General features: G+C 65.7%; 22 protein-coding genes. 12 read left to right on the forward strand and 10 right to left on the reverse strand.

The features are described 5' to 3' along the window. Nucleotides 1-141 precede the first annotated feature (141 nt). Entirely contained in the window at nucleotides 142-1,647 is a 1,506-nt protein-coding gene (locus V3B25_RS12175) for a S8 family serine peptidase (RefSeq protein WP_329810763.1), read from the forward strand. Nucleotides 1,648-1,710: 63 nt separating this feature from the next. Here the strand turns inward: V3B25_RS12175 and V3B25_RS12180 are convergent, their stop codons facing one another. Beyond that, nucleotides 1,711-3,129, reverse strand: coding sequence for an MFS transporter (locus V3B25_RS12180; RefSeq protein ID WP_329810764.1), 1,419 nt, complete (start codon nucleotides 3,127-3,129; stop codon nucleotides 1,711-1,713). A gap of 108 nt (nucleotides 3,130-3,237) precedes the next feature. On the opposite strand from V3B25_RS12180, the gene soxR reads away from it, so the two are divergent. Both soxR and V3B25_RS12190 read left to right on the forward strand, forming a co-directional pair. Then, nucleotides 3,238-3,708, forward strand: a complete 471-nt coding sequence (gene soxR, locus V3B25_RS12185) for a redox-sensitive transcriptional activator SoxR (protein ID WP_329810765.1) — start codon at nucleotides 3,238-3,240, stop codon at nucleotides 3,706-3,708. 93 nt (nucleotides 3,709-3,801) lie between these two features. After that, entirely contained in the window at nucleotides 3,802-4,287 is a 486-nt protein-coding gene (locus V3B25_RS12190; protein WP_329810766.1) for a hypothetical protein, read from the forward strand. Between the two features lie 14 nt (nucleotides 4,288-4,301). Here the strand turns inward: V3B25_RS12190 and V3B25_RS12195 are convergent, their stop codons facing one another. Next, a complete protein-coding gene (locus tag V3B25_RS12195) occupies nucleotides 4,302-4,763 on the reverse strand; it encodes an isoprenylcysteine carboxylmethyltransferase family protein (protein ID WP_329810767.1) in 462 nt (153 codons plus the stop codon). A 153-nt stretch (nucleotides 4,764-4,916) separates the two neighbouring features. Between V3B25_RS12195 and V3B25_RS12200 the strand changes: the two genes are divergently transcribed. Next, nucleotides 4,917-6,938, forward strand: a complete 2,022-nt coding sequence (locus V3B25_RS12200; RefSeq protein ID WP_032128277.1) for an alpha/beta fold hydrolase — start codon at nucleotides 4,917-4,919, stop codon at nucleotides 6,936-6,938. A 74-nt stretch (nucleotides 6,939-7,012) separates the two neighbouring features. Here V3B25_RS12200 and V3B25_RS12205 read toward each other — a convergent pair whose 3' ends face one another. Continuing rightward, nucleotides 7,013-7,705 (reverse strand): alpha/beta hydrolase, encoded by a 693-nt coding sequence (locus V3B25_RS12205; RefSeq protein WP_125895148.1) that lies wholly within the window; start codon nucleotides 7,703-7,705, stop codon nucleotides 7,013-7,015. Between the two features lie 98 nt (nucleotides 7,706-7,803). On the opposite strand from V3B25_RS12205, the gene V3B25_RS12210 reads away from it, so the two are divergent. The 7 genes from V3B25_RS12210 to V3B25_RS12240 all read left to right on the forward strand — a co-directional run bounded on the left by V3B25_RS12210 (nucleotide 7,804) and on the right by V3B25_RS12240 (nucleotide 12,348). Next, nucleotides 7,804-8,736, forward strand: coding sequence for an AraC family transcriptional regulator (locus V3B25_RS12210; RefSeq protein WP_329810769.1), 933 nt, complete (start codon nucleotides 7,804-7,806; stop codon nucleotides 8,734-8,736). A gap of 70 nt (nucleotides 8,737-8,806) precedes the next feature. Next, entirely contained in the window at nucleotides 8,807-9,679 is an 873-nt protein-coding gene (hchA, locus tag V3B25_RS12215; RefSeq protein ID WP_329810770.1) for a glyoxalase III HchA, read from the forward strand. Between the two features lie 5 nt (nucleotides 9,680-9,684). Next, the gene (locus V3B25_RS12220; protein ID WP_049423583.1) at nucleotides 9,685-10,389 is read left to right on the forward strand and encodes a PA1136 family autoinducer-binding transcriptional regulator; all 705 of its coding nucleotides are present in this window, start codon (nucleotides 9,685-9,687) and stop codon (nucleotides 10,387-10,389) included. An 87-nt stretch (nucleotides 10,390-10,476) separates the two neighbouring features. Then, nucleotides 10,477-10,710, forward strand: coding sequence for a hypothetical protein (locus tag V3B25_RS12225; protein WP_032128272.1), 234 nt, complete (start codon nucleotides 10,477-10,479; stop codon nucleotides 10,708-10,710). 135 nt (nucleotides 10,711-10,845) lie between these two features. Further along, nucleotides 10,846-11,085, forward strand: coding sequence for a hypothetical protein (locus V3B25_RS12230; RefSeq protein WP_329810771.1), 240 nt, complete (start codon nucleotides 10,846-10,848; stop codon nucleotides 11,083-11,085). A gap of 24 nt (nucleotides 11,086-11,109) precedes the next feature. Beyond that, nucleotides 11,110-11,355 carry a hypothetical protein gene (locus V3B25_RS12235; protein ID WP_121503703.1) on the forward strand — a complete coding sequence of 82 codons (246 nt, stop codon included), beginning with the start codon at nucleotides 11,110-11,112 and terminating at the stop codon, nucleotides 11,353-11,355. Between the two features lie 138 nt (nucleotides 11,356-11,493). Continuing rightward, entirely contained in the window at nucleotides 11,494-12,348 is an 855-nt protein-coding gene (locus tag V3B25_RS12240) for an endonuclease/exonuclease/phosphatase family protein (RefSeq protein WP_329810772.1), read from the forward strand. 19 nt (nucleotides 12,349-12,367) lie between these two features. On the opposite strand, the gene V3B25_RS12245 is transcribed toward V3B25_RS12240, so the two are convergent. Then, nucleotides 12,368-12,631, reverse strand: coding sequence for a hypothetical protein (locus V3B25_RS12245; protein WP_329810773.1), 264 nt, complete (start codon nucleotides 12,629-12,631; stop codon nucleotides 12,368-12,370). A 140-nt stretch (nucleotides 12,632-12,771) separates the two neighbouring features. On the opposite strand from V3B25_RS12245, the gene V3B25_RS12250 reads away from it, so the two are divergent. Beyond that, complete coding sequence (locus V3B25_RS12250) at nucleotides 12,772-13,149, forward strand: VOC family protein (RefSeq protein ID WP_049400330.1); 378 nt, start codon at nucleotides 12,772-12,774, stop codon at nucleotides 13,147-13,149. Nucleotides 13,150-13,190: 41 nt separating this feature from the next. Here the strand turns inward: V3B25_RS12250 and V3B25_RS12255 are convergent, their stop codons facing one another. The 6 genes from V3B25_RS12255 to V3B25_RS12280 form a co-directional block, all read right to left on the reverse strand. Beyond that, nucleotides 13,191-14,612 carry an efflux transporter outer membrane subunit gene (locus V3B25_RS12255; protein ID WP_329810774.1) on the reverse strand — a complete coding sequence of 474 codons (1,422 nt, stop codon included), beginning with the start codon at nucleotides 14,610-14,612 and terminating at the stop codon, nucleotides 13,191-13,193. Next, nucleotides 14,606-15,343 (reverse strand): SDR family oxidoreductase, encoded by a 738-nt coding sequence (locus V3B25_RS12260; RefSeq protein ID WP_012510730.1) that lies wholly within the window; start codon nucleotides 15,341-15,343, stop codon nucleotides 14,606-14,608. The genes V3B25_RS12255 and V3B25_RS12260 overlap by 7 nt, the downstream gene beginning before the upstream one ends. A 64-nt stretch (nucleotides 15,344-15,407) precedes the next feature. Continuing rightward, nucleotides 15,408-18,578 carry a multidrug efflux RND transporter permease subunit gene (locus V3B25_RS12265; protein ID WP_032128264.1) on the reverse strand — a complete coding sequence of 1,057 codons (3,171 nt, stop codon included), beginning with the start codon at nucleotides 18,576-18,578 and terminating at the stop codon, nucleotides 15,408-15,410. Between the two features lie 127 nt (nucleotides 18,579-18,705). Next, nucleotides 18,706-19,932, reverse strand: coding sequence for an efflux RND transporter periplasmic adaptor subunit (locus tag V3B25_RS12270; protein ID WP_032128263.1), 1,227 nt, complete (start codon nucleotides 19,930-19,932; stop codon nucleotides 18,706-18,708). A gap of 91 nt (nucleotides 19,933-20,023) precedes the next feature. After that, a complete protein-coding gene (locus tag V3B25_RS12275) occupies nucleotides 20,024-20,794 on the reverse strand; it encodes an SDR family NAD(P)-dependent oxidoreductase (RefSeq protein ID WP_049423570.1) in 771 nt (256 codons plus the stop codon). Further along, complete coding sequence (locus V3B25_RS12280; RefSeq protein ID WP_032128321.1) at nucleotides 20,791-21,018, reverse strand: hypothetical protein; 228 nt, start codon at nucleotides 21,016-21,018, stop codon at nucleotides 20,791-20,793. Before V3B25_RS12280 ends, V3B25_RS12275 begins: the two co-directional genes overlap by 4 nt. Nucleotides 21,019-21,088 lie beyond the last annotated feature (70 nt).

Genomic DNA, 21,088 nt, shown 5'->3' on the forward strand with positions numbered 1-21,088 from the left:
CTTGGGGGGGATGTGTCCGCGAAGCCGTTCGTCCTTGGTCGCCATCAAAAGGAGACCACGGGACACCTGCACCCTTCACATCCAAGCCGAGCCCGAAGGGCACGGCCTGTTCGACACATCTTCCACAAAGGAACTGTATCCATGCGTACGTCGCTTCGGGTTTCCCTTGCCAGCGCCATCACCCTGGTCCTGGCCAGCGCCCCCGCCTTCGCCCAACCCACCGAACGGGTATGGACGCGAGGCATGGCCAGCAACGAGCAGTACAGCAGTTTCATCGTCAAGTACCGGGACGGCAGCAGCAAGCGCGTCTCCGCCACCACCGCGCAGGATGCGCTGAAGAAGCGCCTCGGCGTCCAGCAGCGCAGCAAGCGTTCGATCGGCAACGCACCGCCAGCAGCCGCGTCCGTAACCCATCAACGCCGCATGGGCGGCGGGGCCGACGTGGTCACCACGGACAAGCCACTGGACCTCCCGGAAGCGCAGATCCTGATGCAGCGCATCGCCGACGATCCGGACGTCGAGTATGTGCAGCCGAACTACATGATGAGCGCATTCGCCACACCGAACGACCCACGCTACGGCGAGCAGTGGCACTACAGCAATCCGACCAGTGGTGCGCGCCTGCCCGGCGCGTGGGATCGCTCCACTGGCCAGGGCGTGGTGGTGGCTGTGGTCGATTCGGGCTACCTCAACAACAACGACCTGCAGGCCAACCTGCTGCCGGGCTACGACATGATCTCGTCGACCCGTCCGTTCAGTGATTGGCAATGCATCATCGGCGGAATGAATCCCGGCTGTGGCGGCTCCGACGATGGCGATGGACGCGACGCCGATGCCTTCGATGCCTCGGGCATCGCACACGGCACCCACGTCGCTGGAACGGTCGCTGCGGTGACCAACAACCAGATCGGAGTGGCCGGCGTGGCCTACAACGCGAAGGTCGTGCCGGTGCGCGTACTCGGCAACCAGGGCAATGGCGGTTCCGCCGACATCATCGATGGCATGCTCTGGAGTGCCGGCATCAACGTGCCCAACGTCCCGGCCAATGCGAACCCGGCCGAAGTCATCAATCTCAGCCTGGGCGGCCGCCGTGCCTGCTCGCCGGCCGAGCAGGATGCAATCGACGACATCACCGCGCAGGGCACCATCGTGGTGGTCGCCGCCGGCAACAGCAATCTGGATGTGTCCGAGTTCGCCCCGGCGAACTGCAAGGGCGTGATCGCGGTGGCTGCCAACGATCAGGGCGGGCGACGCGCGTTCTACTCCAACTATGGCGCAGGCATCCACATCACCGCACCCGGTGGTGAAACCTGGTCCTGCCGCGCGTCCGTCGGCGAGTTCCTGCCGCTGGCCACGCCACCTAACCAGGCCAACTGCGCCCCGACCCGTCAGCATCCGACGCAGGGCATCCTGTCCACGGTGGGTAACAACGCCTTCGACTTCATGTCCGGCACCTCGATGGCGGCGCCTCACGTCGCTGGCATCGTCGCGCTGATGCAAGCGGTGGCGCCGGTGCCAAAGACCACCGACCAGGTCAAGGACATCCTGCGTCGCACTGCGCACCCGATCGCCGCAGCGAACTGCCCGGGTGGCTGCGGGCCAGGCATCATTGACGCGGCCGAAGCCGTGAAGGCAGCCAGCAACTGATGGTATGGCGCAGCGGCCCGGCAAGGTCGCTGCGCCCTCCTCCGTTCCTCAGTTCACGTCCACCTACAGGCGGCACCACTTCACCAGCAGCATGCCCAGCATCGGCGCCAGGGCGAATGTGGCAAACAGCCACCGGGCCGCATGGGCGGTTCCCTCGGCTCCACCCGGATCGATCAATCCCGCGGCATTGGCGACCATGCCGGCAAGCGCTGCCCCGGCCGCGGTGGCGAACAGCTGGACGGTGGTGATCGACGCACCGGCGCGCTCCTGTTCCTCCGGCGGTGCAGAGGTCAACACGCGTGTCAGCAGGTGAGGCCAGGCCAGGCCCACGCCGATCCCGATGACGGCCAGCGCCACGCAGATCGGGACCATCTGCAACCACGTACCGCTGCCCGCAGCCGGCACCCGCAGCGCCAGCCCGATCATGCCCACCCACCCCAGCGCCGGGCCGATCATCAACGCCCGGTCAACGGCGCGCCCGCTGAAGCCGGAGCCGACCAACGACCCGAGCGTCCAACCGGCCGCCATCAGCGCCGCGAGGTAGCCCGCAGCAAGCGGTGATTGCTGATGCAGCACCTGCAGGAACAGTGGCACGAAGACCTCGCCGCTGGTGATCATCACCACCAGCAGCGACATCAGCCCATACAACGCGGCCAGCCGCGAGCGGAGCCGGAGAGCGCCGGAAGGAAGCAGCGTCTGCTTCGCGCGGGACTCGATCCTCACCAGCACCACTGCGAGGAACACGGCCATCACGATGCCAACGAAATTGTTGACTGCGCTCGAGGATGTACTGCCAAGGGAGACGCTGATGACGGCCAGGGTCAGCAGCAGGATCTGCAGCCACGGGACCGAGGACCTGGCCGCAGCTGAAGACGATGCCTCCCTCTGCGGAAGGACGTTCGACGCCAGCAGCGCGAACAACACGGCAACCGCGGTGACCGACCAGAATGCGGCCCGCCATACGCCCCATTCGGCGAAGACGCCGCCCACCGCAGGTCCGATCAACGTCGCCACGCCCCACATCCCCGAAACCAGGGCCATCGCGCGGGGCCAGAGCGGCTCTTCGAACGCGAGCCGGATCATGGCGTAGGCCAGTGCGAACAGGAAGCCGCCGCCGACACCCTGCACCAGTCGCCCCACCAGCATCATCGGCATCGAGGTCGCGAGCGCGCAGATCACGGCACCGGCTGCGAAGATGAGCGTCGCCAGTGCATAGCTTCCACGAGGCCCGGCACGTTCAAGCAGCTTGATCGACAGTGCCGAACCCAGGATGGACGCGACCACGAAGAGCGTGGTGTTCCATGCGTAGAGATCCAGGCCACCGATGTCCTCCACCACGGTTGGCAACATGGTGGTGGCGATGTAGACGTTGACCGCATGCAGTGCGACCCCGCCCGCCAGGGCAAGTGAGCGCACTGCATTGCGGCCGGACAGGAGATCGCCCCAGCGGGTGCCGGGGACGGCGATGCCTTGCTGTTCCATTTTCGTTCAAACCTATGATTCATGACCTGCAGCCCACGGTTGACATGCAGGAAAAAGGGAACTGCCTTATAAAACCTCATGTATTGATGAGGTCAAGGAACCCCGGCCATGAAGATCGATGTCAGCGTTCCGCTTTCCGTGGGCGAAGTCGCGCGTCGCAGCGGGGTCAGCATTGCCACCGTGCACTTCTATGAAGCCAAGGGACTGATCCATGGCTGGCGCAACAACGGCAACCAGCGCCGCTACCGCCGCGACGTGCTGCGACGCATTGCCGTGATCAAGGTCGCACAGCGGGCAGGCGTTCCCTTGGCCACGATCAAGATCGCGCTGGATGATCTTCCAGCCGAACGGGCGCCCAGTTCGAAGGACTGGGCAAGGCTGTCCAGCAACTGGCGCGACATGCTGAACGAGCGCATCCGCAGCCTGGTCCAGCTGCGCGACCAGCTTGACGGATGCATCGGCTGTGGTTGCCTGTCACTGAAGGACTGTCCGTTGCGAAACCCTGGCGACCAGTTGTCACAACGCGGCGACGGCGCCGTCTTGCTTGAATCGGACGACGGAGGCCGGGGCGTGCCATGATCCATTGCTGCACGCGGCACTGACTGGAACATCGCACAATGAGGCGGCATCCTCCGTCCGCGTTGCTGCCCACTACCTACAGAAGGACCTGCGATGAGAACCGTGATCATCACCTCTGCTCTGCTCCTGGCTGCTTTTGCCGCGACCCCGGCTGCGCACGCGGTTGCACCCGCCATCGCGCCGCCCGGGACCGCAACACTCGAAGCCCTGCTGGCCTGCAAGGCAGGCTCGACCTTCAGCGAAGCCGAGGCTATCGATGCCCTGCAGGCAGCCGGCCTGGCCAGGAAGCCTGGTGGCACGTTCGAGCCGGAAACCACGCCGGTCGCCCTGTTCGGCGGTACCGTCACCCATGCCGACGTGAATGTCGCCGAGGGCGAGAAGAGCATCTTCGTCTACTTGAACGGTGTCGACCCGAAGCGCCTGGCCAAGACCTGGTCGGTGACCACGGTCAACGAATACGCCAACACCGAAGCACCGTCCTACGTGAAGCGCATCGACAAGCACCACACCCTGCACGTGATTGCCGGTGACGATTACGAAGGTTATTCCGCTGCCGTGAAATGCCAGATCACACCGTGACGGCCTGACCCGCGCTAGAGCCAGCGCCGTACGCGCTGGCGGAAGGCTGCGTATGCCTCGGGAAAGCGGGCCGACAGTGCCCGCTCTTCCGGCATGATCTGCCATCGGTTGATGTACAGCACGAACAGCGGCACGGCCAGCAGTGCGGTCAGGTTCTGCAGGTACAGCATGGCACCTGCCAGGACAGTGGCCTGGCCCAGGTACATCGGGTTGCGCGTGTAGCGGTACACGCCGTGCGTGACCAGCACGCTCGACGTCGCTGGCCGCAGGGGGTTGACCGTGGTGCCCACGCGCCGGAAGGCCAGCTTCGGCAGCAGGTTCAATACCACGCCGAAGGCCATCACCAGACCCGCCAGCAACTCCGGCACGGGTAGCTGCAGCGCCGCGCCCGGCTGCCATCGGCTGACCATATAGCCGATGGCGGCGCACAACAGCATCACAAGAGGCGGAGGAACACGGGTCTCAAGCCATCGCATCGCAGCCCCGCATTCATCCTGTTCACCCCAGTGTCACACGGAAATGCCTGAATCGCCCGGTTGGCGGCATTTCCGCGCTCCAAACCGACCGCCCGGTATCTTCCGCTTTGACATGCCGACCGCTAGAGTGGCGCCACCGCGCAGGAGGATCGTATGGCAACCACGGGCTTGGGCTTCATCGGCCGCACGACCCTCATCATCACCGTGCTGCTCACCCTGGGCGGCTGCGCGACGTTGCGCCAGTTCGGGCCGTCGGTGCAGGTGGCCTCGGTCACCCCCGGCCAGTACATCGCCCTGAAACGCGGCGACATCCTGACCACCGGCAAGCTCAGTTCGGCCACCATGGAGACGCTGCGCGTCGCCGGCCTCGACGAAGGCGTCTGCGCCAAGCCAGGCCTGCCCTGCATCGAGGCGATGGAAGGCAGCATCGTGGTGCGCGAGGAGGACAAGCGCTCAAGCCTGGCCGAACTGTGGCTGCAGTATGCGATGACCTTGCCCGCGCCCAAGCGCGAGTACTCCACGTCGGGCCGTGCCAAGAGCGCGATCACCGAACTGGATGCGGACTTCCAGCCGCGCCTGGACGCGTGGATGCAGGTCGCGCGGCAGGCCTACGCCTACCTGTTCTTCACCGAGCGCACGGCCAACCAGCGCGGTTTCGAAGACCGCCAGACCCAGGTGCGCGACTACTACAACCTGGCCGTGCAGGAAGCCTCGGTACAGTTGTACAACGCCTATGCCACCGGGCGCGTGCATGGTGAAGCCAGCCACTTCCAGCTGGGCCGCTGGACGTTCGTGCTGGCGCCGTCGGGCCAAGCATCACCGCTGGATACGCGTACGCCCACCGAACTGGTACCGGCAGCCTCGCTGTCGTTCACCGGCACGCTGCGCAGCGTGCATCGCCGCGATGGCTTCGGTGCCGAACTGGTGGCCGTGATGGATGATCCAGCCGCCACTACGGCCACCACGCCGCCGGCCACCACAGCCGCCGCGCAGGCCACCACGCCCGTCACGCAGAGCTGGAGCGAGATGCCGTCGCCATCGATGACGGTGCTGCTGCGCTTCTCCGGAAAGAACCTGTGGGAAGTACTGCACGACGACGAGCCGGAACTGGAGATCCACGATCCCTACCAGGTCACGGAAGTCACCCTGCATGGGCAGCAGGTGCCATTGGCCGCGAACTTCACCGCAGGCTACGCACTGTGGCTGGCGCGCTCCAATTTCAGCCACCAATCGCTGCGTTCGCTGTTCGGTGGCAAGGGCGGCATCGACACGCCGCATCTATACATGATGCAGCCCTACGACCCGAACCGCCGCGTGCTGCTGATGATCCATGGCCTGGCCAGCAGCCCGGAAGCCTGGGTCAACGTCGCCAACGAGCTGATGCGCGACGACGAGATCCGCCAGGACTTCCAGGTCTGGCAGTTCTACTACCCGACCAACATGCCCATCGCGATGAGCCACGATGCGATGCGCCACACGCTGGATGAGGTGTTCAAGCACTTCGACCCCAGCGGCAAGGCGCAGGCCTCTCATGACATGGTGCTGGTCGGGCACAGCATGGGTGGGGTGATCTCACGGCTGATGGTGTCTTCTTCCGGCGACCACCTGGTAGAGACCCTGCTGGCGACCGCACAGATGACGCCTGCGCAGCAGGAGCTGCTGCGCACCAAGGGCGCGCCGGTGCTGACCTTCCTGCCGGAACCGGAAGTATCTCGCGTGGTATTCATTGCCACGCCGCACCGCGGTACCGATGTGGCGAGCACCCGCCTCGGCCGCTGGATCGGCCGCCTGGTACGGCTGCCACTGACCGTCCTGGAGGACGTGGCCACCATCGCCAACGACGGCAAGATCGATCGCAACGACGGCAAGCACGGCTACCAGATGAACAGCATCCAGAACCTGGACAAGGACGATCCCTTCGTGCGCGCCGTGGCCGACCTGCCGATGGCACCGAAGGTGCGTTACCACTCGATCATCGCGCGCGCCAAGGCAGATGGTCCGCTGGAAAAGACCGACGACGGGCTGGTGCCCTACTGGAGCTCGCACCTTCCGCACGCGGATTCGGAGAAGGTGATCGTGTCCGGGCACAGCGTGCAGGAAGCCACGCCAGCCATCGTCGAACTGCGGCGGATCCTGCATGAAGACATGCAGGAGCACGACCGGCAGAACAAGTAACGCAAGCGTGGCGGCATCACGGCAGCAGTGCTCTGGCGGGCCGGGACACCGCCACTGAGGCATGACCGGCGTACTCAGCCTTGTCCGTGGGCCGCAGCGTCGGTGATCAGTTCGGCCACCGCTACCGGCTGCGATGCCAACGAAGCATGACTGGCGTCCAGCGTAATGCTGGCACGTGGCTGCATGCGCGCCGCCATGCGCCGCTGGTTGTCAGGGTGGATCATGTGGTCAGCGCTGGAGACCTGGTACCAGCTCGGCTTGTGTCGCCACGCCGGGTCACTGACGGCATCACCGAACGTGCTCGCCATCGGCGCCTTCTGCGTGACCGCCATCACCCGCGCCTCGTCGGCCTGCAGGTCCTGGCAGAAACTCTCGTGAAATTTGCCGGGCTGCAGCCACAGATAGCCGTCGCTGTCCGGCGCCAGATTGGCCGCCGCCTGCGGCAGCTGTTGCTCGGTAATGCCACCGGGACTCTCACCCGCATCCGGCGCGAACGCGGCGATGAACACCAGGCCGGTCACGTTGGGTTCGTTTCCGGCTTCGGAGATCACCGCGCCACCATAGGAATGACCGACCAGCAGCACCGGCCCCGGGATCTGGCGGATCATGCGCCGGGTTCGCTCTGCGTCGTCGGCCAGCGACGTCAATGGCAGTTCCACGGCATGCAGGTCGTGGAAACCCCGGCGATCGAGCTCCAGGATCACCTTGGACCAATGCGCGGCGCCCCCCCAGAAACCATGAACCAGAACGATGCTTGGCTTGCTCATCTTGCAGAACTCCTCACTTGGATGGGATCGTTGCCCGACAGCCACCAGCGCTGCCTGAAGCCACCCGACCAGACTACGGATCGCCTCTGCCAGCGGCGATGCACGGACTCCTGAAAACCATGCCAAGGCTCCACACCACCGAATCGCTCCAGGCCGGATCCGATGCCTTGTTTGCGATCTTCCAGTCCTCGCGCATGCACGGCGGCGACATCACCCGCCACGTCGTGCAGCCCGATGGAACCCGCATCATTACCGAGGGGCGCGGCTGCTTCCATTTCATCGAACAGGGCACGGCACGTCTGCATGCGGATGCAGCGGTCGTGCCACTGCAGGCCGGCGAGCTGCTGTTGATGCCGCATGGCCGGACACATCGCATCGACTGTGCCGGCGAAGCTCTGCAGCCCGTCCATCTGACCACGGCATCCTTTGGATTTGACGGCCCAGGCAGCCAGTTGCTGCTTGATGCCCTGCCCGGCTGGCTGCATGTCCCCGGGGTGGACCGGATGCCAAACGGATTTCCCGCCAGCTCGGCCGATTGGGTGGCGGTTACCCTGGGCGCGATCCAGGTTGAAGCGGCCCGGCCCACCCTGGGCAGTGGGCTTATGCTGTCACGCCTGCTCGACCTGTTGTTTGTCTGGACGCTGCGCTACTGGCTGGGAACCTCCAGTCCACACAACTGCCAGCGTCTGCATGCGCTGGCCGACCCATTGATAGGGCGGGCACTGGCGTTGATGCAGGCACACCCCGCACAGGCATGGACGGTCGAGTCTCTGGCGGCAAGCCTGAATCAATCGCGCTCGAATTTCGCGCAGCGGTTCAGCCTGGCCACTGGCATGTCACCCATGCGCTATCTCGCTGGATCGCGGCTGCAACTGGCCGCAGAGCTGCTGCGCAGCGGAAACCGGCGGGTTTCTCAGATCGCCGGAGACGTCGGGTATCTCTCCGAACCGGCATTCAGTCGTGCTTTCCGCCGCGCCTTCGGTATGAGCCCGAATGCCTGGCGCCAACAGGTGGCAACGTCGCGCGAATGAGGGGAAAACCCTCATCGCCTGTACGCATCCGCCCTTCTATGCTGGCTCTACTACCCCACTGGAGGTCCGCATGAACACGCAAGAGCCCAGCCGCCACCCCAGCCCCGATCCGGCCGAGCGCGACGCCTTCTTCCCGTCGCCGTACTCGCTGTCACAGTTCACATCGGCGAAGAGCGACCTGTCCGGCGCCGACTATCCCGACGCTCGCCGCGATGGCCGCTGGAAGGTGCTGATGATCGCTGCGGACGAACGCTATCTGCCCACCGCCAACGGCCACCTGTTCTCCACCGGCAACCATCCGGTGGAAACCCTGCTGCCGATGTACCACCTGGACAAGGCCGGCTTCGACATCGATGTGGCGACGCTGTCCGGCAACGCCGCCAAGTTCGAGTGGTGGGCGTTCCCGCATGAGGACAAGGAGATCGGCGGACTGTACGACCGCTACGAAGCCCGCTTCCGCCAGCCACTGCCGTTGGATGAGGTGGTGGCAGGCCTCGATGCCGCGTCGGACTATGCAGCCGTGTTCATTCCCGGTGGCCACGGCGCCCTCATCGGACTGCCGCAGAGTCGCGCGGTAAAGGCGGCCCTGCACTGGGCGATGGCCGAGCAACGTCACATCATCACCCTCTGCCACGGCCCGGCCGCATTGCTGGCCACAGGCGTTGACGAGGCCGACGGTGGTTCGCTGTTCCGCGGCTACCGCATCTGTGCCTTCCCCGATGCGATGGACCGGCAGACGCCGGAGATCGGCTACATGCCCGGGCAGCTGCCGTGGTTCTTCGGTGAGCGCCTGGCGCAGCAGGGCGTGCAGATCGTCAACGACGGCATCGATGGCAGCGTGCTGCAGGACCGCCTGTTGCTGACCGGCGACAGCCCGCTGGCCGGCAATTCGCTGGGCAAGCTGGCCGCGCGCACGCTGCTCGACGCATTGGCCGGGCGCTGACTGGCGTGAGCGATCTGGTGCAGGCGTTGCTGGAACTGGAACGCGCCCGCTCACTGAGTGCGGTGGGCGCGGTACTACGCGGCATCTCTGCACCGCTGGGCTACGACCGCGTGCTGGTGTTCGCCACCGGCACGGGGTTGGAACGCGGTACCCAGCGCGTGTACTGGATCGAGGGCGACTGGTTCGGCGACGGCAGCACTACCGACCTCGCGCGCTACCTGCACGCCTGTCCGGTCAATCGCCACGTTCTGGACAGTGACGCGCCGTTCTTCTGGAGCAAGCGCCAGGGCGTTCGCGGCGAACGCTATCAGGTGGTAAAGCAGCCACGTGGTGAAGGCCTGCACGGTCTGCAGGTGCCGGTGTTCGGCACCACAGGGCTGGAAGGCGCGATCAGTTTTGCCGGGACAGCGATCGATGCATCGGCCAGCGCGCGACTGCTGCTGGATGCTGCTGCAGCTGCAGCATTCCGTGCCGCACGCCGGCTTTCCGAGACGCCCACCGAGCTTTCCGGAAGTGCGTTGAGCACGCGCGAACGCGAGGTGCTGCGCTGGGTGGCCGCCGGCCGTCGCCAGGCGGAAATCGCGGCCACGCTGGGGCTTTCCGCCCGTACGGTGGAGAATCATCTGCGACGCGCGCGCCAGCGCCTGGGCGTGGCAACCACCGCGCAGGCGGTGCGTGCTGCCAGTCGGCGCGGCGAGATCGAGGACTGATCCGGGCAAGACACTTCCGGCGCTCTGGTTCGCGTGTTACACACGCCATGCGCATGTGCGCGATTGCAGAAAGCAAGGACGATGCTTATGAAACTGCAACTGGCCGCGATGGCCGCGTTGGTGATGGCAACGGCAACCCTGGCTCCGGTGGCGGACGCCAATGCCGGGGGACCGAAAGAAAATGTTTCGTGCGTGCCGGTGAAAGTGGACCACAACCGGGTCCACCAGCACTGCACGGAAACCTACACCGATGAGTTCGGCAACGTGTACGAAGCCGAGTACTGGATCGACGAGTACGGCAACCCTTACCTGCGCGACTGAGCCGGCAGGGGACTGCGCCGGGCCGCCCGCCGGGCCGGCGCGCATGCAGCAGCTGCCGCTCGGGTGCATGCTCTACCCGGGGGTAGTTGCACGACACCGCGCAGATGCGCGATTGCAGACACAAGGATGATGCCCATGAAACTGCACCTGGCCTCGATGGCCGCACTGGCCGTGGCCTTCGCTGGAATGATGTCGAGCGGCAACGCCAATGCCGGGGTTACCAGCCCACCCGGCAGCGTGACGCGCTGCGAACCATTTGAAGTGGAGCGCTACCGCATCCACCAGCATTGCGTCGTGACCATGCCCGATGCGGACGGCGAGATTTTCCTCACCGAGTACTGGATCGACGAATACGGCAACCCGTATCTGATGTAATCCTCATCGACAAGGAGTGTGGGAATGAGACTGCATAAAGGCGTATCGGTGTGTTCGCTTGCCACCGTGCTGGCCGTGCTGATGCTGGCCCCCGTCGCCACCACAACGGCTGCCGAGGTCATCGAGGTCCAGGAAGAGTGTGTGCCCTTCCGCATCGCTGGCAACGTGTTCCACCAGCGCTGCACGTCGTACGTGGTCTACGACGACGGCACCCGCGAAGTCACCAGTCATTACAACCGTGACGAGAACGGGATGATCTACGACCCCTGATCGCGCCCGCGCGATCCGCCGGGCGGGACCTTCACCGCCCGCCCGGCGTCTTCCATCCGCCCATCCCGGCATATCGCCGACCCCACCGTCCATGGCATGCTTCATGAAACCGTTTTCATGGAATGGAGGAATTCCACGATGTTGTCGCGTTTCCGTCGCCCTGCGCTGTGTGCGCTGCTGGCGCTTGCTCTGCCCGCCGTCGCCTGGGCTGCTGCGCCGGCGCCACTGAAAGTGATGTCGTTCAATGTCCGTACCCCGGCCGATACCGAACCGGGCAAGCGCTGGCCGGACCGTCGCGATGCCATGGTCAAGGTCATCCTCGATGCACACCCGGCCGTGATTGGCACGCAGGAGCTGGTGAAGGAACAGGCCGACTTCCTGTCCGGGCATCTGCCCGGCTACCGCTGGTTCGGTGAAGGCCGCCGCGGTGGCAGCGGCGATGAACACATGGGCGTGTTCTACGACAGCAAGGTGCTGGCCATCGAGGAATCCGGCAACTTCTGGTTATCCGATACGCCCGAAGTACCCGGCAGCATCACCTGGGGCAACCTGTACCCGCGCATGGTCACCTGGGCCCTGTTCCGGCGCCTGGATGATGGCCGCCGTTTCTACTTCATGAATACCCACCTTCCCTACCGCGACGAGGACGAACCGCGCCGGGTGAAGGGTGCCGAGCTGATCGGCAAGCACCTGCAAGCCCTGCCTGCCGACCTGCCGGTGGTCCTGACCGGTGACTTCAACAGCGAGCCCGGCGGTGACACCTACAAGGCGTTCACCCGCCTGCTGCAGGACACACGCACGCAGGTGAAGGCACCGCAGGGACCACGCCTGACCTTCCACGACTTCACCGGCAAGGCCACCGTGCAGCTGGACTGGGTGCTGGTGCGCGGCTTCCATGCCCGCAGTTTCCTCACCGATGACCGCCGCATCGACGGCGTGCTGCCGTCGGATCACTTCCCGCTGGTGGTCGAGCTGGACTGGCCGAAGCACTGAATCTCTGCGGCAGCCGTGGCTACCGCGGCGGCTGCCGCGACAACAGCCGGTACAACGCCTGGTGCTGGTTGCGCGCCTGGCAGATGCGGGCGCCGACAGCAAGGAACACGGCAACGCCGATCAGGCCCAGCCCCAGCATCGGATCAGGCAGTCGCAGGAAACCGATCGCAGCGGCCATCGTCGCCAGCACCAGCAGCACAACGACCGCCACCGAAAGGCCCGCGCCGGGTGGCCCCGGGTCGCCAAACAGCATGCGCTGGGTATCCCGCCTGTCATCACTCATCGTCTTTACTCCCTGGAATCTGCCCCACTAGTTACACGGCGGACACGGCTTCCGGCAGAGTCAGAAACGTCACGACTGTGACAACGTCCACAGCACACACCGCGCTACCCTGGCCTCGTTCCCGAACTGTGGAGGAAGGCATGGCACACCAGAGCCGCCTGGCCGGTTTCATCATCGATTGCGAGGGCATTCCCGCCGACGAAGGTGCCCGCTTCTGGTCCGCCGCGCTCGGCCTGCAGGCGCAGCCCGCCTATGCCGAAGACGGCGCCGAGTACGCCGACCTGCAGGGCGCGCCCGCAGGCCTGAACGTGGAGGTGCAACGCGTCAATCACCCTTCACGGGTGCACCTGGACATCGAGAGTGACGACATCGACGCCGAGGCCGACCGCCTGGAGAAGCTCGGCGCGCGCCGGATAGGCTTCATCAAACGCTGGTGGGTGATGGAAGCACCGACCGGCCATCGTTTCTGCATCGTGCGCATGCGCGAGCGCGAGATACCAGCCAATCACTGGCCCTGAAAGAAGAAAGGGACGGAAGCCGCTGCTTCCGCCCCCTGCGGTTACTGCACCTGCGCCACACTCGCCGGCTGCGGTGATTGACCCCAACCACCCAGCGCCTTGTACACCCCCACCACGCTGACGTTGACCTCGGACTCGGCCGCGGCCAACGCATCATCGGCTGCCAGCTGCGTACGCTGCGCATCCAGCAGGGTCAGGAAGTCCTCCGAGCCCTCGCGATAGCGGATCTGCGCCAGCGACTCGGCACGGCGTGCCGCCTGCGCCTGCTCGACCACGATCGCCAGCCGCGCCTGCTGCTTGGAATAGCGGGTCAGCGCGTTCTCGGTGTCTTCCAGTGCCAGCAGCACCGTCTGCTCATACTGTGCTGCCACGCCTTCGGCCTCGGCCTTGCTGGCACGCAGGCGTGCACGTACGGTGCCGAAATCGAAGGCCGCCCAGCTCAGCGACGGCGTCAGCGACCAGGCCTTGTTGTTGCCATTGACCAGGCCACTGGCATCGCCACCGAGGAAGCCGACGAATCCGGACAGCGACAGCCGCGGGAACAGATCCGCCGTGGCCACGCCCACCCGCGCGGTAGCGGCGGCAAGACGACGCTCGGCCACGCGCACGTCGGCGCGTTGGCGCAGCAGCTCGCGGGTATCGCCCAGCGGCAGCGCCTTGGCGAATGCCGGCACTTCGTGCGGCGCAAGCATGGCGGTCAGCGTTTCCGGACGCTGGCCCAGCAGAACCGCCAGGCGGTTGCGCGACTGCGTTTCGGCCACTTCCAGCAGCGGAATGTCGGCCTCGATCGCCTTCAGCCGGGCACGACTGCTCTGCACGTCCAGCTCGCTGCCGGCGCCCAGCTCCCAGCGTGCCTCGGTCAGCTTCTGCGTCTCGCGCAGATTGACCAGGGTGTGCTGGGCCACGGCGATGCGCTTCTGTGTGCCGCGCAGCTCGAAGTAGTTGCGTGCCACTTCGGCGGCGATCAGTACCTGTGCGTCGGCCAGGTTGGCCTGCTCGGCGTCGAGGTCGGCACGCGCGGCTTCTGCAGCACGGCGCTTGCGGCCGAACAGATCCAGCTCCCAGCCCGCATCGAAGCCGAGCTGGTAGCTTTCACTGAACACCCGCTGCCCACCCAGCTGCGGATCGGGTTGCTTGCGGCGATCGTAGCTGCCGCCCGCGGTAACGTGGGGCGCCTGGTCGAAGCGGCTTTCGACGAACACCGCGCGGGCCTGGCTGACGCGGGCCACGGCCACGCGCAGGTCCAGGTTGTCCGAAAGTGCGCCGTGAACCAGTTCTTCCAACACCGGATCATCGAACTGCGCCCACCAGCTCGCCACCGGCGAGGTGGTGCTGAACACCGGCTGCTGCGCCCCCTGCAGCACCACCGGTTCCTGCACCGGGGCCTTGTAGTTCGGGCCGACGCTGACACAGCCTGCCAGCACCAGACAGGAGACCGCCATCGCCAACGTACGGATCACCATGGCAGCACCTCGCCCAGGTAAGTGAAGCTGCCGTTCGGGCCTTCATGGCCGATCAGTGCCATCTGCACGCTGGAGCGCGCGCCTTCGCTGATCTCGATCTCGCCGTGTCCGCCGTTCATATCGGTTTTCACGTAACCCGGATGCACGGTATTGACCTTGATCTGGGTGCTGCGCAGTTCATGCGCCAGTGCCAGCGTCCAGCTGTTCACCGCTGCCTTGGAGGCGTTGTACGCGGGGATCTTGAAATCGTAGATGCCCGAGGTCGGATCAGCGTGCAGGGTCTGCGAGCCGAGCATGCTCGAAACGTTGACGATGCGCCCGGACTTGGCCTGCCTGACCAGTGGCAGGAAGGCCTGGGTCACCGCAACCAGTGCGTACACGTTGGTGTCGAAAGTGCGCTTCCAGGTATCCAGCGACTGTTCGGACGGCGCCTGCGCCGGGTTCTCGATCATGATGCCGGCGTTGTTGACCAGGATGTCCAGGCGCCCATGGCGCTGGCGTACCTGCTCGACCGCTTCGGCGATGCTGGCGGCATCGGTCACGTCCAGCTGGATGGCTTCCACCGGCAGGCCCTCGGCCTGCAGCTTCAGCGCCTGCTCTACGGCGGTCTCGCGCTTGCGGCCGGCCAGCAGCGTATGCACGCCGGCCTGGGCCAGCTGGCGCACGGTCTCGGCGCCGATGCCGCGGGTGGCGCCGGTGACCAGCGCGATCTTGTTCTGATGAGAGTTCATGGATTCTTGCCTCGTGAGGGGGAAGCCGCCGCCGGCCAGCGACCGGCGGCGACGGGGTTCCATGTCAGTGGTGGATGGTCGGCTCGCCGTGCTGCACCAGCTGGCCACCACCGTTGCGGGTGACGAACTTGCGCAGGGCCACGTAGAACACCGGGGTGAGGAACAGGCCGAACAGGGTCACGCCCAGCATGCCGGCGAACACGGTGATACCGGTCACCGAGCGCACCTCGGCACCTGCACCGTGCGACAGCACCAGCGGTACGGTGCCGGCGATGAACGCGATGGAGGTCATCACGATCGGGCGCAGGCGCAGGCGGCAGGCTTCCAGCGCAGCTTCAACGATACCCTTGCCGCCCATCTCCAGCTCTCTGGCAAATTCGACGATCAGGATCGCGTTCTTGCACGCCAGGCCCATCAGCACCACCAGGCCGACCTGCACGAACACGTTGTTGTCACCACCGGTCAGCCACACGCCGAACAGCGCGGACAGCAGGGTCATCGGCACGATCAGGATCACCGCCAGCGGCAGCGACCAGCTCTCGTACAGCGCGGCCAGCACCAGGAAGGCCAGCATGATCGCCACCGGGAACACGATGAAGGCGGCCTTGCCCTGGGTTGCCTGCTGGTAGCTCAGGTCGGTCCATTCGGTGGTCATGCCCACCGGCAGCACCTTGCCGGCGATCTCGGTCAGCTTGTTCATCGCCTCGGCCGAAGACAGCAGGCGCGGGTCAGCTTCACCGGCCAGATCCGCCGCCGGATAGCCATTGAAGCGCAGCACCGGGTCCGGGCCGAAGGTCTGCTTGATGGTGACCATCGATCCGATCGGCACCATCTCGCCGCGGTCATTGCGGGTACGCAGCTTGCCGATGTCCTCGACCGTTTCGCGGTACGGACCGTCCGCCTGCGCGATGACCTGCCAGGTACGGCCGAACTGGTTGAAGTCGTTGACGTAGGCCGAGCCGAGGTAGGTCTGCAGCGTGTCGAACAGTTCGGTGAGCTGCACGCCCTGTGCCTTGGCCTTGACGCGGTCGACCTCGGCATCCAGCTGCGGCACATTGGCCTGGTAGCTGGAAATCGGGAAGGCCATGCCCGGCGTCTGCGCAACGGTTCCCTGCATCGCCTGTACGGCATTCTGCAGCGCGCCGTAACCCAGGTTGCCACGGTCCTCGATGAACATCTGGTAGCCGTTGCCGTTGCCCAGGCCGAGGATCGGCGGCGGCATCATCGAGAAGGCGAAGCCTTCCTGCAGGCCGGCGATCTTCTGGTTGATCTCGGCGTTGATCTGCGCGGCGGTACGGCCATGACGCTCGGCGAACGGCTTGAGCGGAATGAACGCCACACCGGTGTTCGGCGTGTTGGTGAACTGCAGCGCGTTCAAACCCGGGAACGAGATGGTGTGGGCCACGCCATCGGTTTCCTGGGCGATCTTGGCGACCTTGCGCAGCATTTCATCGGTACGCGCGATCGACGAACCTTCCGGCAACTTCACACCCGCGATCAGGTACAGCTTGTCCTGGGTCGGGATGAAGCCCGGCGGCACCAGCTTGAAGATCACACCGGTACCGACCAGCAGGATCGCGTAGACCACGAACACCGCACCACGACGGCCGAGGATGCGAGCCACGCCACGCTCGTACTTCTCCGAACTGGACTTGAAGAAGCGGTTGAACGGACGGAACACCCAGCCGAACAGGCGGTCGATCAAGCGGCTCGGGCCGTCCTTCGGCGCACCATGGGCCTTCAGCAGGCGCGCAGCCAGGGCCGGCGACAGGGTCAGCGAGTTGATCGCCGAGATCACCGTGGAGATGGCGATGGTGACCGCGAACTGCTTGTAGAACTGGCCAGTGACACCCGACAGGAAGGCCATCGGCACGAACACGGCACACAGCACCAGCGCGATCGCGATGATCGGGCCGGACACCTCACGCATGGCCTGGTGGGCCGCGGCGGTGGGCGACAGGCCTTCCTCGATGTTGCGCTCGACGTTTTCCACCACCACGATCGCGTCATCGACCACGATGCCGATCGCCAGCACCAGGCCGAACAGGCTCAGCGTGTTGATCGAGAAGCCCAGCAGGTACAGCGCGGCGAAGGTACCGACCACCGACACCGGCACCGCGATCAGCGGAATGATCGACGCACGCCAGGTCTGCAGGAACAGGATCACCACCAGCACCACCAGCGCGATGGCTTCCAGCAGCGTGGAGACCACGGCCTTGATCGAGTCGCGCACGAAGATGGTGGTGTCATACACGGCTTCGTACTTCACGTCGGCCGGCATGGTCTTCTGCATCTCGTCCATCGTCGAGATGACCTGGTCACGGATCTCCAGTGCATTGGCACCCGGCGACTGGAAGATACCGATACCCACCGCGTTCTTGCCGTCCAGCTGCGAACGCAGGGTGTAGTCACCGGCACCCAGTTCCAGGCGGGCCACATCGGCCAGGCGCACGATCTCGCCATCAACACCGCTCTTGAGCACGATGTCGCCGAATTCCTTTTCAGTCTTCAAGCGGCCCTGGGCATTGATCAGGGTCAGGAACTGGCTGTTCGGCAGCGGTTCGGCGCCGAGCTGGCCGGCCGAGACCTGCACGTTCTGCTCACGCATGGCGCGCACTACGTCACTGGCGGTCAGGCCGCGCGAGGCGACCTTGTCCGGGTCCAGCCAGGCGCGCATGGCGTAGTCACCACCACCGAAGATCTGCGCGTCACCCACGCCCGGAATACGTGCCAGCGCATCCTTGACGTGCAGGCGCGCGTAGTTGCGCAGGTACAGGGTGTCGTACTTGCCGTTCGGCGAGGTCAGGTGCACCACCATCAGGAAGGTCGGTGACTGCTTCTGCGTGGTCACGCCCTGCCGGCGCACGTCCTCGGGCAGGCGCGCCTGCGCCTGCGCCACGCGGTTCTGCACCTTCACCGCCGCCGCGTCCGGGTCGGTGCCCGGGCGGAAGGTGACGGTCATCTGCAGCACACCGTCCGAGCCGGCCACCGACTTCAGGTACATCATGCCTTCGACGCCGTTGATGGCCTCTTCAAGCGGGGTGGCGACGGTCTCGGCGATGACCTTGGGGTTGGCGCCCGGATACACCGTGCGCACGACCACCGACGGCGGTACCACTTCGGGGTACTCGCTGATCGGCAGGATCGGAATCGTGATCAGGCCTGCGGCGAAGATCACGATCGACAGCACCGCCGCGAAGATCGGCCTGTCGATGAAGAAACGGGAAAAGTCCATGGAGGAATTCCTGGGAAAGGCGTTCGGCGGGCAACAGCCTCCCCGCCCCTCGCCGAGATGACGAAGGCAGGGAAGGCTGCTGCTGGCGCCGGCAGCTAAGCGGGGACGCGGATCAGGAGACGGCGGATCAGTGGTTCAGCGCGGCGGTGGCATCGCGGCCCGGTGCCGGTGGCGCAGCCTGCGGCTGCATCGCCACGGCCTTGGCCTGCACGGGCATGCCCGGCATGAAGACCTTCTGCACGCCGTCGATGATCACCTTGTCGCCGGCCGCCAGGCCATGCTCGACAATACGCAGGCCGTCGGCGGTGCGGCCGAGCTGGATGTCGCGGCGCTGGGCCTTGCCATCCTTGTCGACCACGTACACGTACTTGCGATCCTGGTCGGTCAGAACAGCCTTCTCGTCGATCAGCAGGGCCTGGAACTGGCCGCTGCCGAGCAACTGCACGCGGGCGAACAGGCCCGGCGTGAACTGGCGATCGGCGTTGTCCAGCAGCGCGCGGACGCGGATGGTGCCGGTGCTGCGTGCCACCTGGTTGTCAAGGAAGTCGACCTTGCCCGAATGCGGGTAACCCTCTTCGCCGGACAGGCCGACCTTCACCGGCAGATCGCTGTCACGCTCGCTCGGGCGTTCACCCTTGCGTGCCATCTGTGCATAGCGAAGGAAAGTGCTTTCATCGGCATCGAAGTAGACGAACACGGTATCCAGCGAGACCAGCGTGGTCAGCACGCTGGCGCTGTCGCCGGCGGTGACCAGGTTGCCGGCGGTGACCATCGCGCGGCCGGCGCGGCCGTCGATCGGCGCACGCACCTTGGTGAACTCCAGGTTGAGGCGGGCCGCATCCAGCGCAGCCTGGGCCGCCTGTACGGCGGCACCGGACTGGTCAGCCGCAGCGCGACGCTGCTCGGCCGTCTCGGTGGAAATGGCCTGCTGCTCGGACAAACGCTTGGCACGCTCGGATTCACTGCGGGCCAGCGTGGCCTGGGTGCGGGCGCGGGCCAGTTCGGCAGCGGCGCGATCGTACTCGGCCTGGTAGCTGCGCGCGTCGATGGTGAAGAGCACTTCGCCCTTCTTCACTTCCTGGCCTTCGACGTAGTTGACCTTGTCGATGTAGCCGGACACGCGCGGGCGCAGTTCAACGCTCTGTACCGCTTCGACGCGGCCGCTGAACTCGTCCCACTGGCTGACCTGCTTGACCAGCACCGGTGCAGCACTGACCTGCGGCGGCGGCGGTGCACCGGCTTCTTCGGCGTGGCCGCCGCTGCAGGCCGCCAGCACGGCTGCGGCGAGGATCGACACGCCGACCATCGCGATGCGATGGCCGAAACGATGTGGGGTGGAATTGGGGGAAGTCATGGCATGCATCCGTACGGAGGGGTGGTACAGCTAGATGAGAACGTGTTGCAAAAACAGGCGGCGTATCCTGCGACCTCAACCATGGTCGAGGTCAAGCGACGCCTGCGGTATCGCGCCACAGGGGAGGAACGTCCAGGTGCAGCAGGCCGCGCGGCAGTTCGGCATCACTGCTGTCGCAGCGGACGATGGCGCGGTTGTCGCGGCAGCCGTCGAGCAGGGAGACCACGCGACGGCCGACCAGCAGTGAGCTGGGCCACTCGATGCAGGCATTGGCCGCGTTGGCCGGCGTACACACCGGGCTGCAGACTTCCAGCATCTGCGCGCGCACGCCCAATGCCTGGGCTTCCTGGTGCACCACCTGCGCGTACATACGCAGCGCCGCAGTGGTGATCGAGGTTTCGCCGTAGCCCGCCCATGGCTTGGCATTGGCCGGGCTGCCGATCATCACGTAGCGGCGCGCATGCACGTTGTCCTGCAGCAGCGGCAGCAGATGACGCACTGCGTGCACGTGCGGCATCAGATCGGCCTGCATCGCGCCCAGCAGTTCATCGCCGTTGCGGTCAGTCACCCGGCCGCGACGGTAAGGGCCGCCCATTGCGGCGATCACTGCCGCCAGCGGACGCGGGCGATGCGCGATGCGTTCGGCCAGTACGCGCGCCGAGCCGTCATCGCTGAGCGAACCCAGCAGCGTCTCCAGGCCCGGCTCATCGGCGAACTGCTCATGCAGCGCCGCCAGCCGGCCCGGGTCGCGACCGACCACCAGCACCGGGCTGCCGGCTTCCAGCAGTGCGCCAACCACGCCCTGGCCGACGGCACCGGTGCCGCCGAGGACCAGGACTTCGGGCGTCAGCATCCCATTCACGGGACATTTCCTCCCAAATCCGGGATAGTCCCGATTCGACGCAGCCGGTCGCCCTTGTGCGGGGCCAGGCGGATGGCACCGCCACGCTGCTGACGCATCGGCGCGGTAAACTCACGGAAGTCCTTGTGTACCAAGGAACTCGGGCGAACTTCAACGGTCATTGCCAGGTCCAGGGTGCTCTGGCCGGCGTTCCGGAGACGGGCAAGAATGTTGCGCAGGCTCATGGCGGACGGGCTCCAAATAACGAATGGCGCCACGATAGACCTCAAACCTTTACTTGATTAGTCCTGATTA

It is taken from the genome of Stenotrophomonas sp. SMYL8, from assembly GCF_036320065.1.
In the GTDB taxonomy this organism is placed as follows: Bacteria; Pseudomonadota; Gammaproteobacteria; order Xanthomonadales; family Xanthomonadaceae; genus Stenotrophomonas; species Stenotrophomonas maltophilia_A.

Coding starts and splice junctions, on each gene's coding strand:
- V3B25_RS12210 (WP_329810769.1), top strand. CDS start 7,804: ATGCACGGACTCCTGAAAACCATGCCAAGGCTCCACACCACCGAATCG.
- V3B25_RS12265 (WP_032128264.1), bottom strand. CDS start 18,578: ATGGACTTTTCCCGTTTCTTCATCGACAGGCCGATCTTCGCGGCGGTG.
- hchA (WP_329810770.1), top strand. CDS start 8,807: ATGAACACGCAAGAGCCCAGCCGCCACCCCAGCCCCGATCCGGCCGAG.
- V3B25_RS12205 (WP_125895148.1), bottom strand. CDS start 7,705: ATGAGCAAGCCAAGCATCGTTCTGGTTCATGGTTTCTGGGGGGGCGCC.
- V3B25_RS12225 (WP_032128272.1), top strand. CDS start 10,477: ATGAAACTGCAACTGGCCGCGATGGCCGCGTTGGTGATGGCAACGGCA.
- V3B25_RS12190 (WP_329810766.1), top strand. CDS start 3,802: ATGAGAACCGTGATCATCACCTCTGCTCTGCTCCTGGCTGCTTTTGCC.
- V3B25_RS12195 (WP_329810767.1), bottom strand. CDS start 4,763: ATGCGATGGCTTGAGACCCGTGTTCCTCCGCCTCTTGTGATGCTGTTG.
- V3B25_RS12245 (WP_329810773.1), bottom strand. CDS start 12,631: ATGAGTGATGACAGGCGGGATACCCAGCGCATGCTGTTTGGCGACCCG.
- V3B25_RS12240 (WP_329810772.1), top strand. CDS start 11,494: ATGTTGTCGCGTTTCCGTCGCCCTGCGCTGTGTGCGCTGCTGGCGCTT.
- V3B25_RS12280 (WP_032128321.1), bottom strand. CDS start 21,018: ATGAGCCTGCGCAACATTCTTGCCCGTCTCCGGAACGCCGGCCAGAGC.
- V3B25_RS12255 (WP_329810774.1), bottom strand. CDS start 14,612: ATGGTGATCCGTACGTTGGCGATGGCGGTCTCCTGTCTGGTGCTGGCA.
- V3B25_RS12200 (WP_032128277.1), top strand. CDS start 4,917: ATGGCAACCACGGGCTTGGGCTTCATCGGCCGCACGACCCTCATCATC.
- V3B25_RS12260 (WP_012510730.1), bottom strand. CDS start 15,343: ATGAACTCTCATCAGAACAAGATCGCGCTGGTCACCGGCGCCACCCGC.
- V3B25_RS12250 (WP_049400330.1), top strand. CDS start 12,772: ATGGCACACCAGAGCCGCCTGGCCGGTTTCATCATCGATTGCGAGGGC.
- soxR (WP_329810765.1), top strand. CDS start 3,238: ATGAAGATCGATGTCAGCGTTCCGCTTTCCGTGGGCGAAGTCGCGCGT.
- V3B25_RS12270 (WP_032128263.1), bottom strand. CDS start 19,932: ATGACTTCCCCCAATTCCACCCCACATCGTTTCGGCCATCGCATCGCG.
- V3B25_RS12235 (WP_121503703.1), top strand. CDS start 11,110: ATGAGACTGCATAAAGGCGTATCGGTGTGTTCGCTTGCCACCGTGCTG.
- V3B25_RS12180 (WP_329810764.1), bottom strand. CDS start 3,129: ATGGAACAGCAAGGCATCGCCGTCCCCGGCACCCGCTGGGGCGATCTC.
- V3B25_RS12230 (WP_329810771.1), top strand. CDS start 10,846: ATGAAACTGCACCTGGCCTCGATGGCCGCACTGGCCGTGGCCTTCGCT.
- V3B25_RS12175 (WP_329810763.1), top strand. CDS start 142: ATGCGTACGTCGCTTCGGGTTTCCCTTGCCAGCGCCATCACCCTGGTC.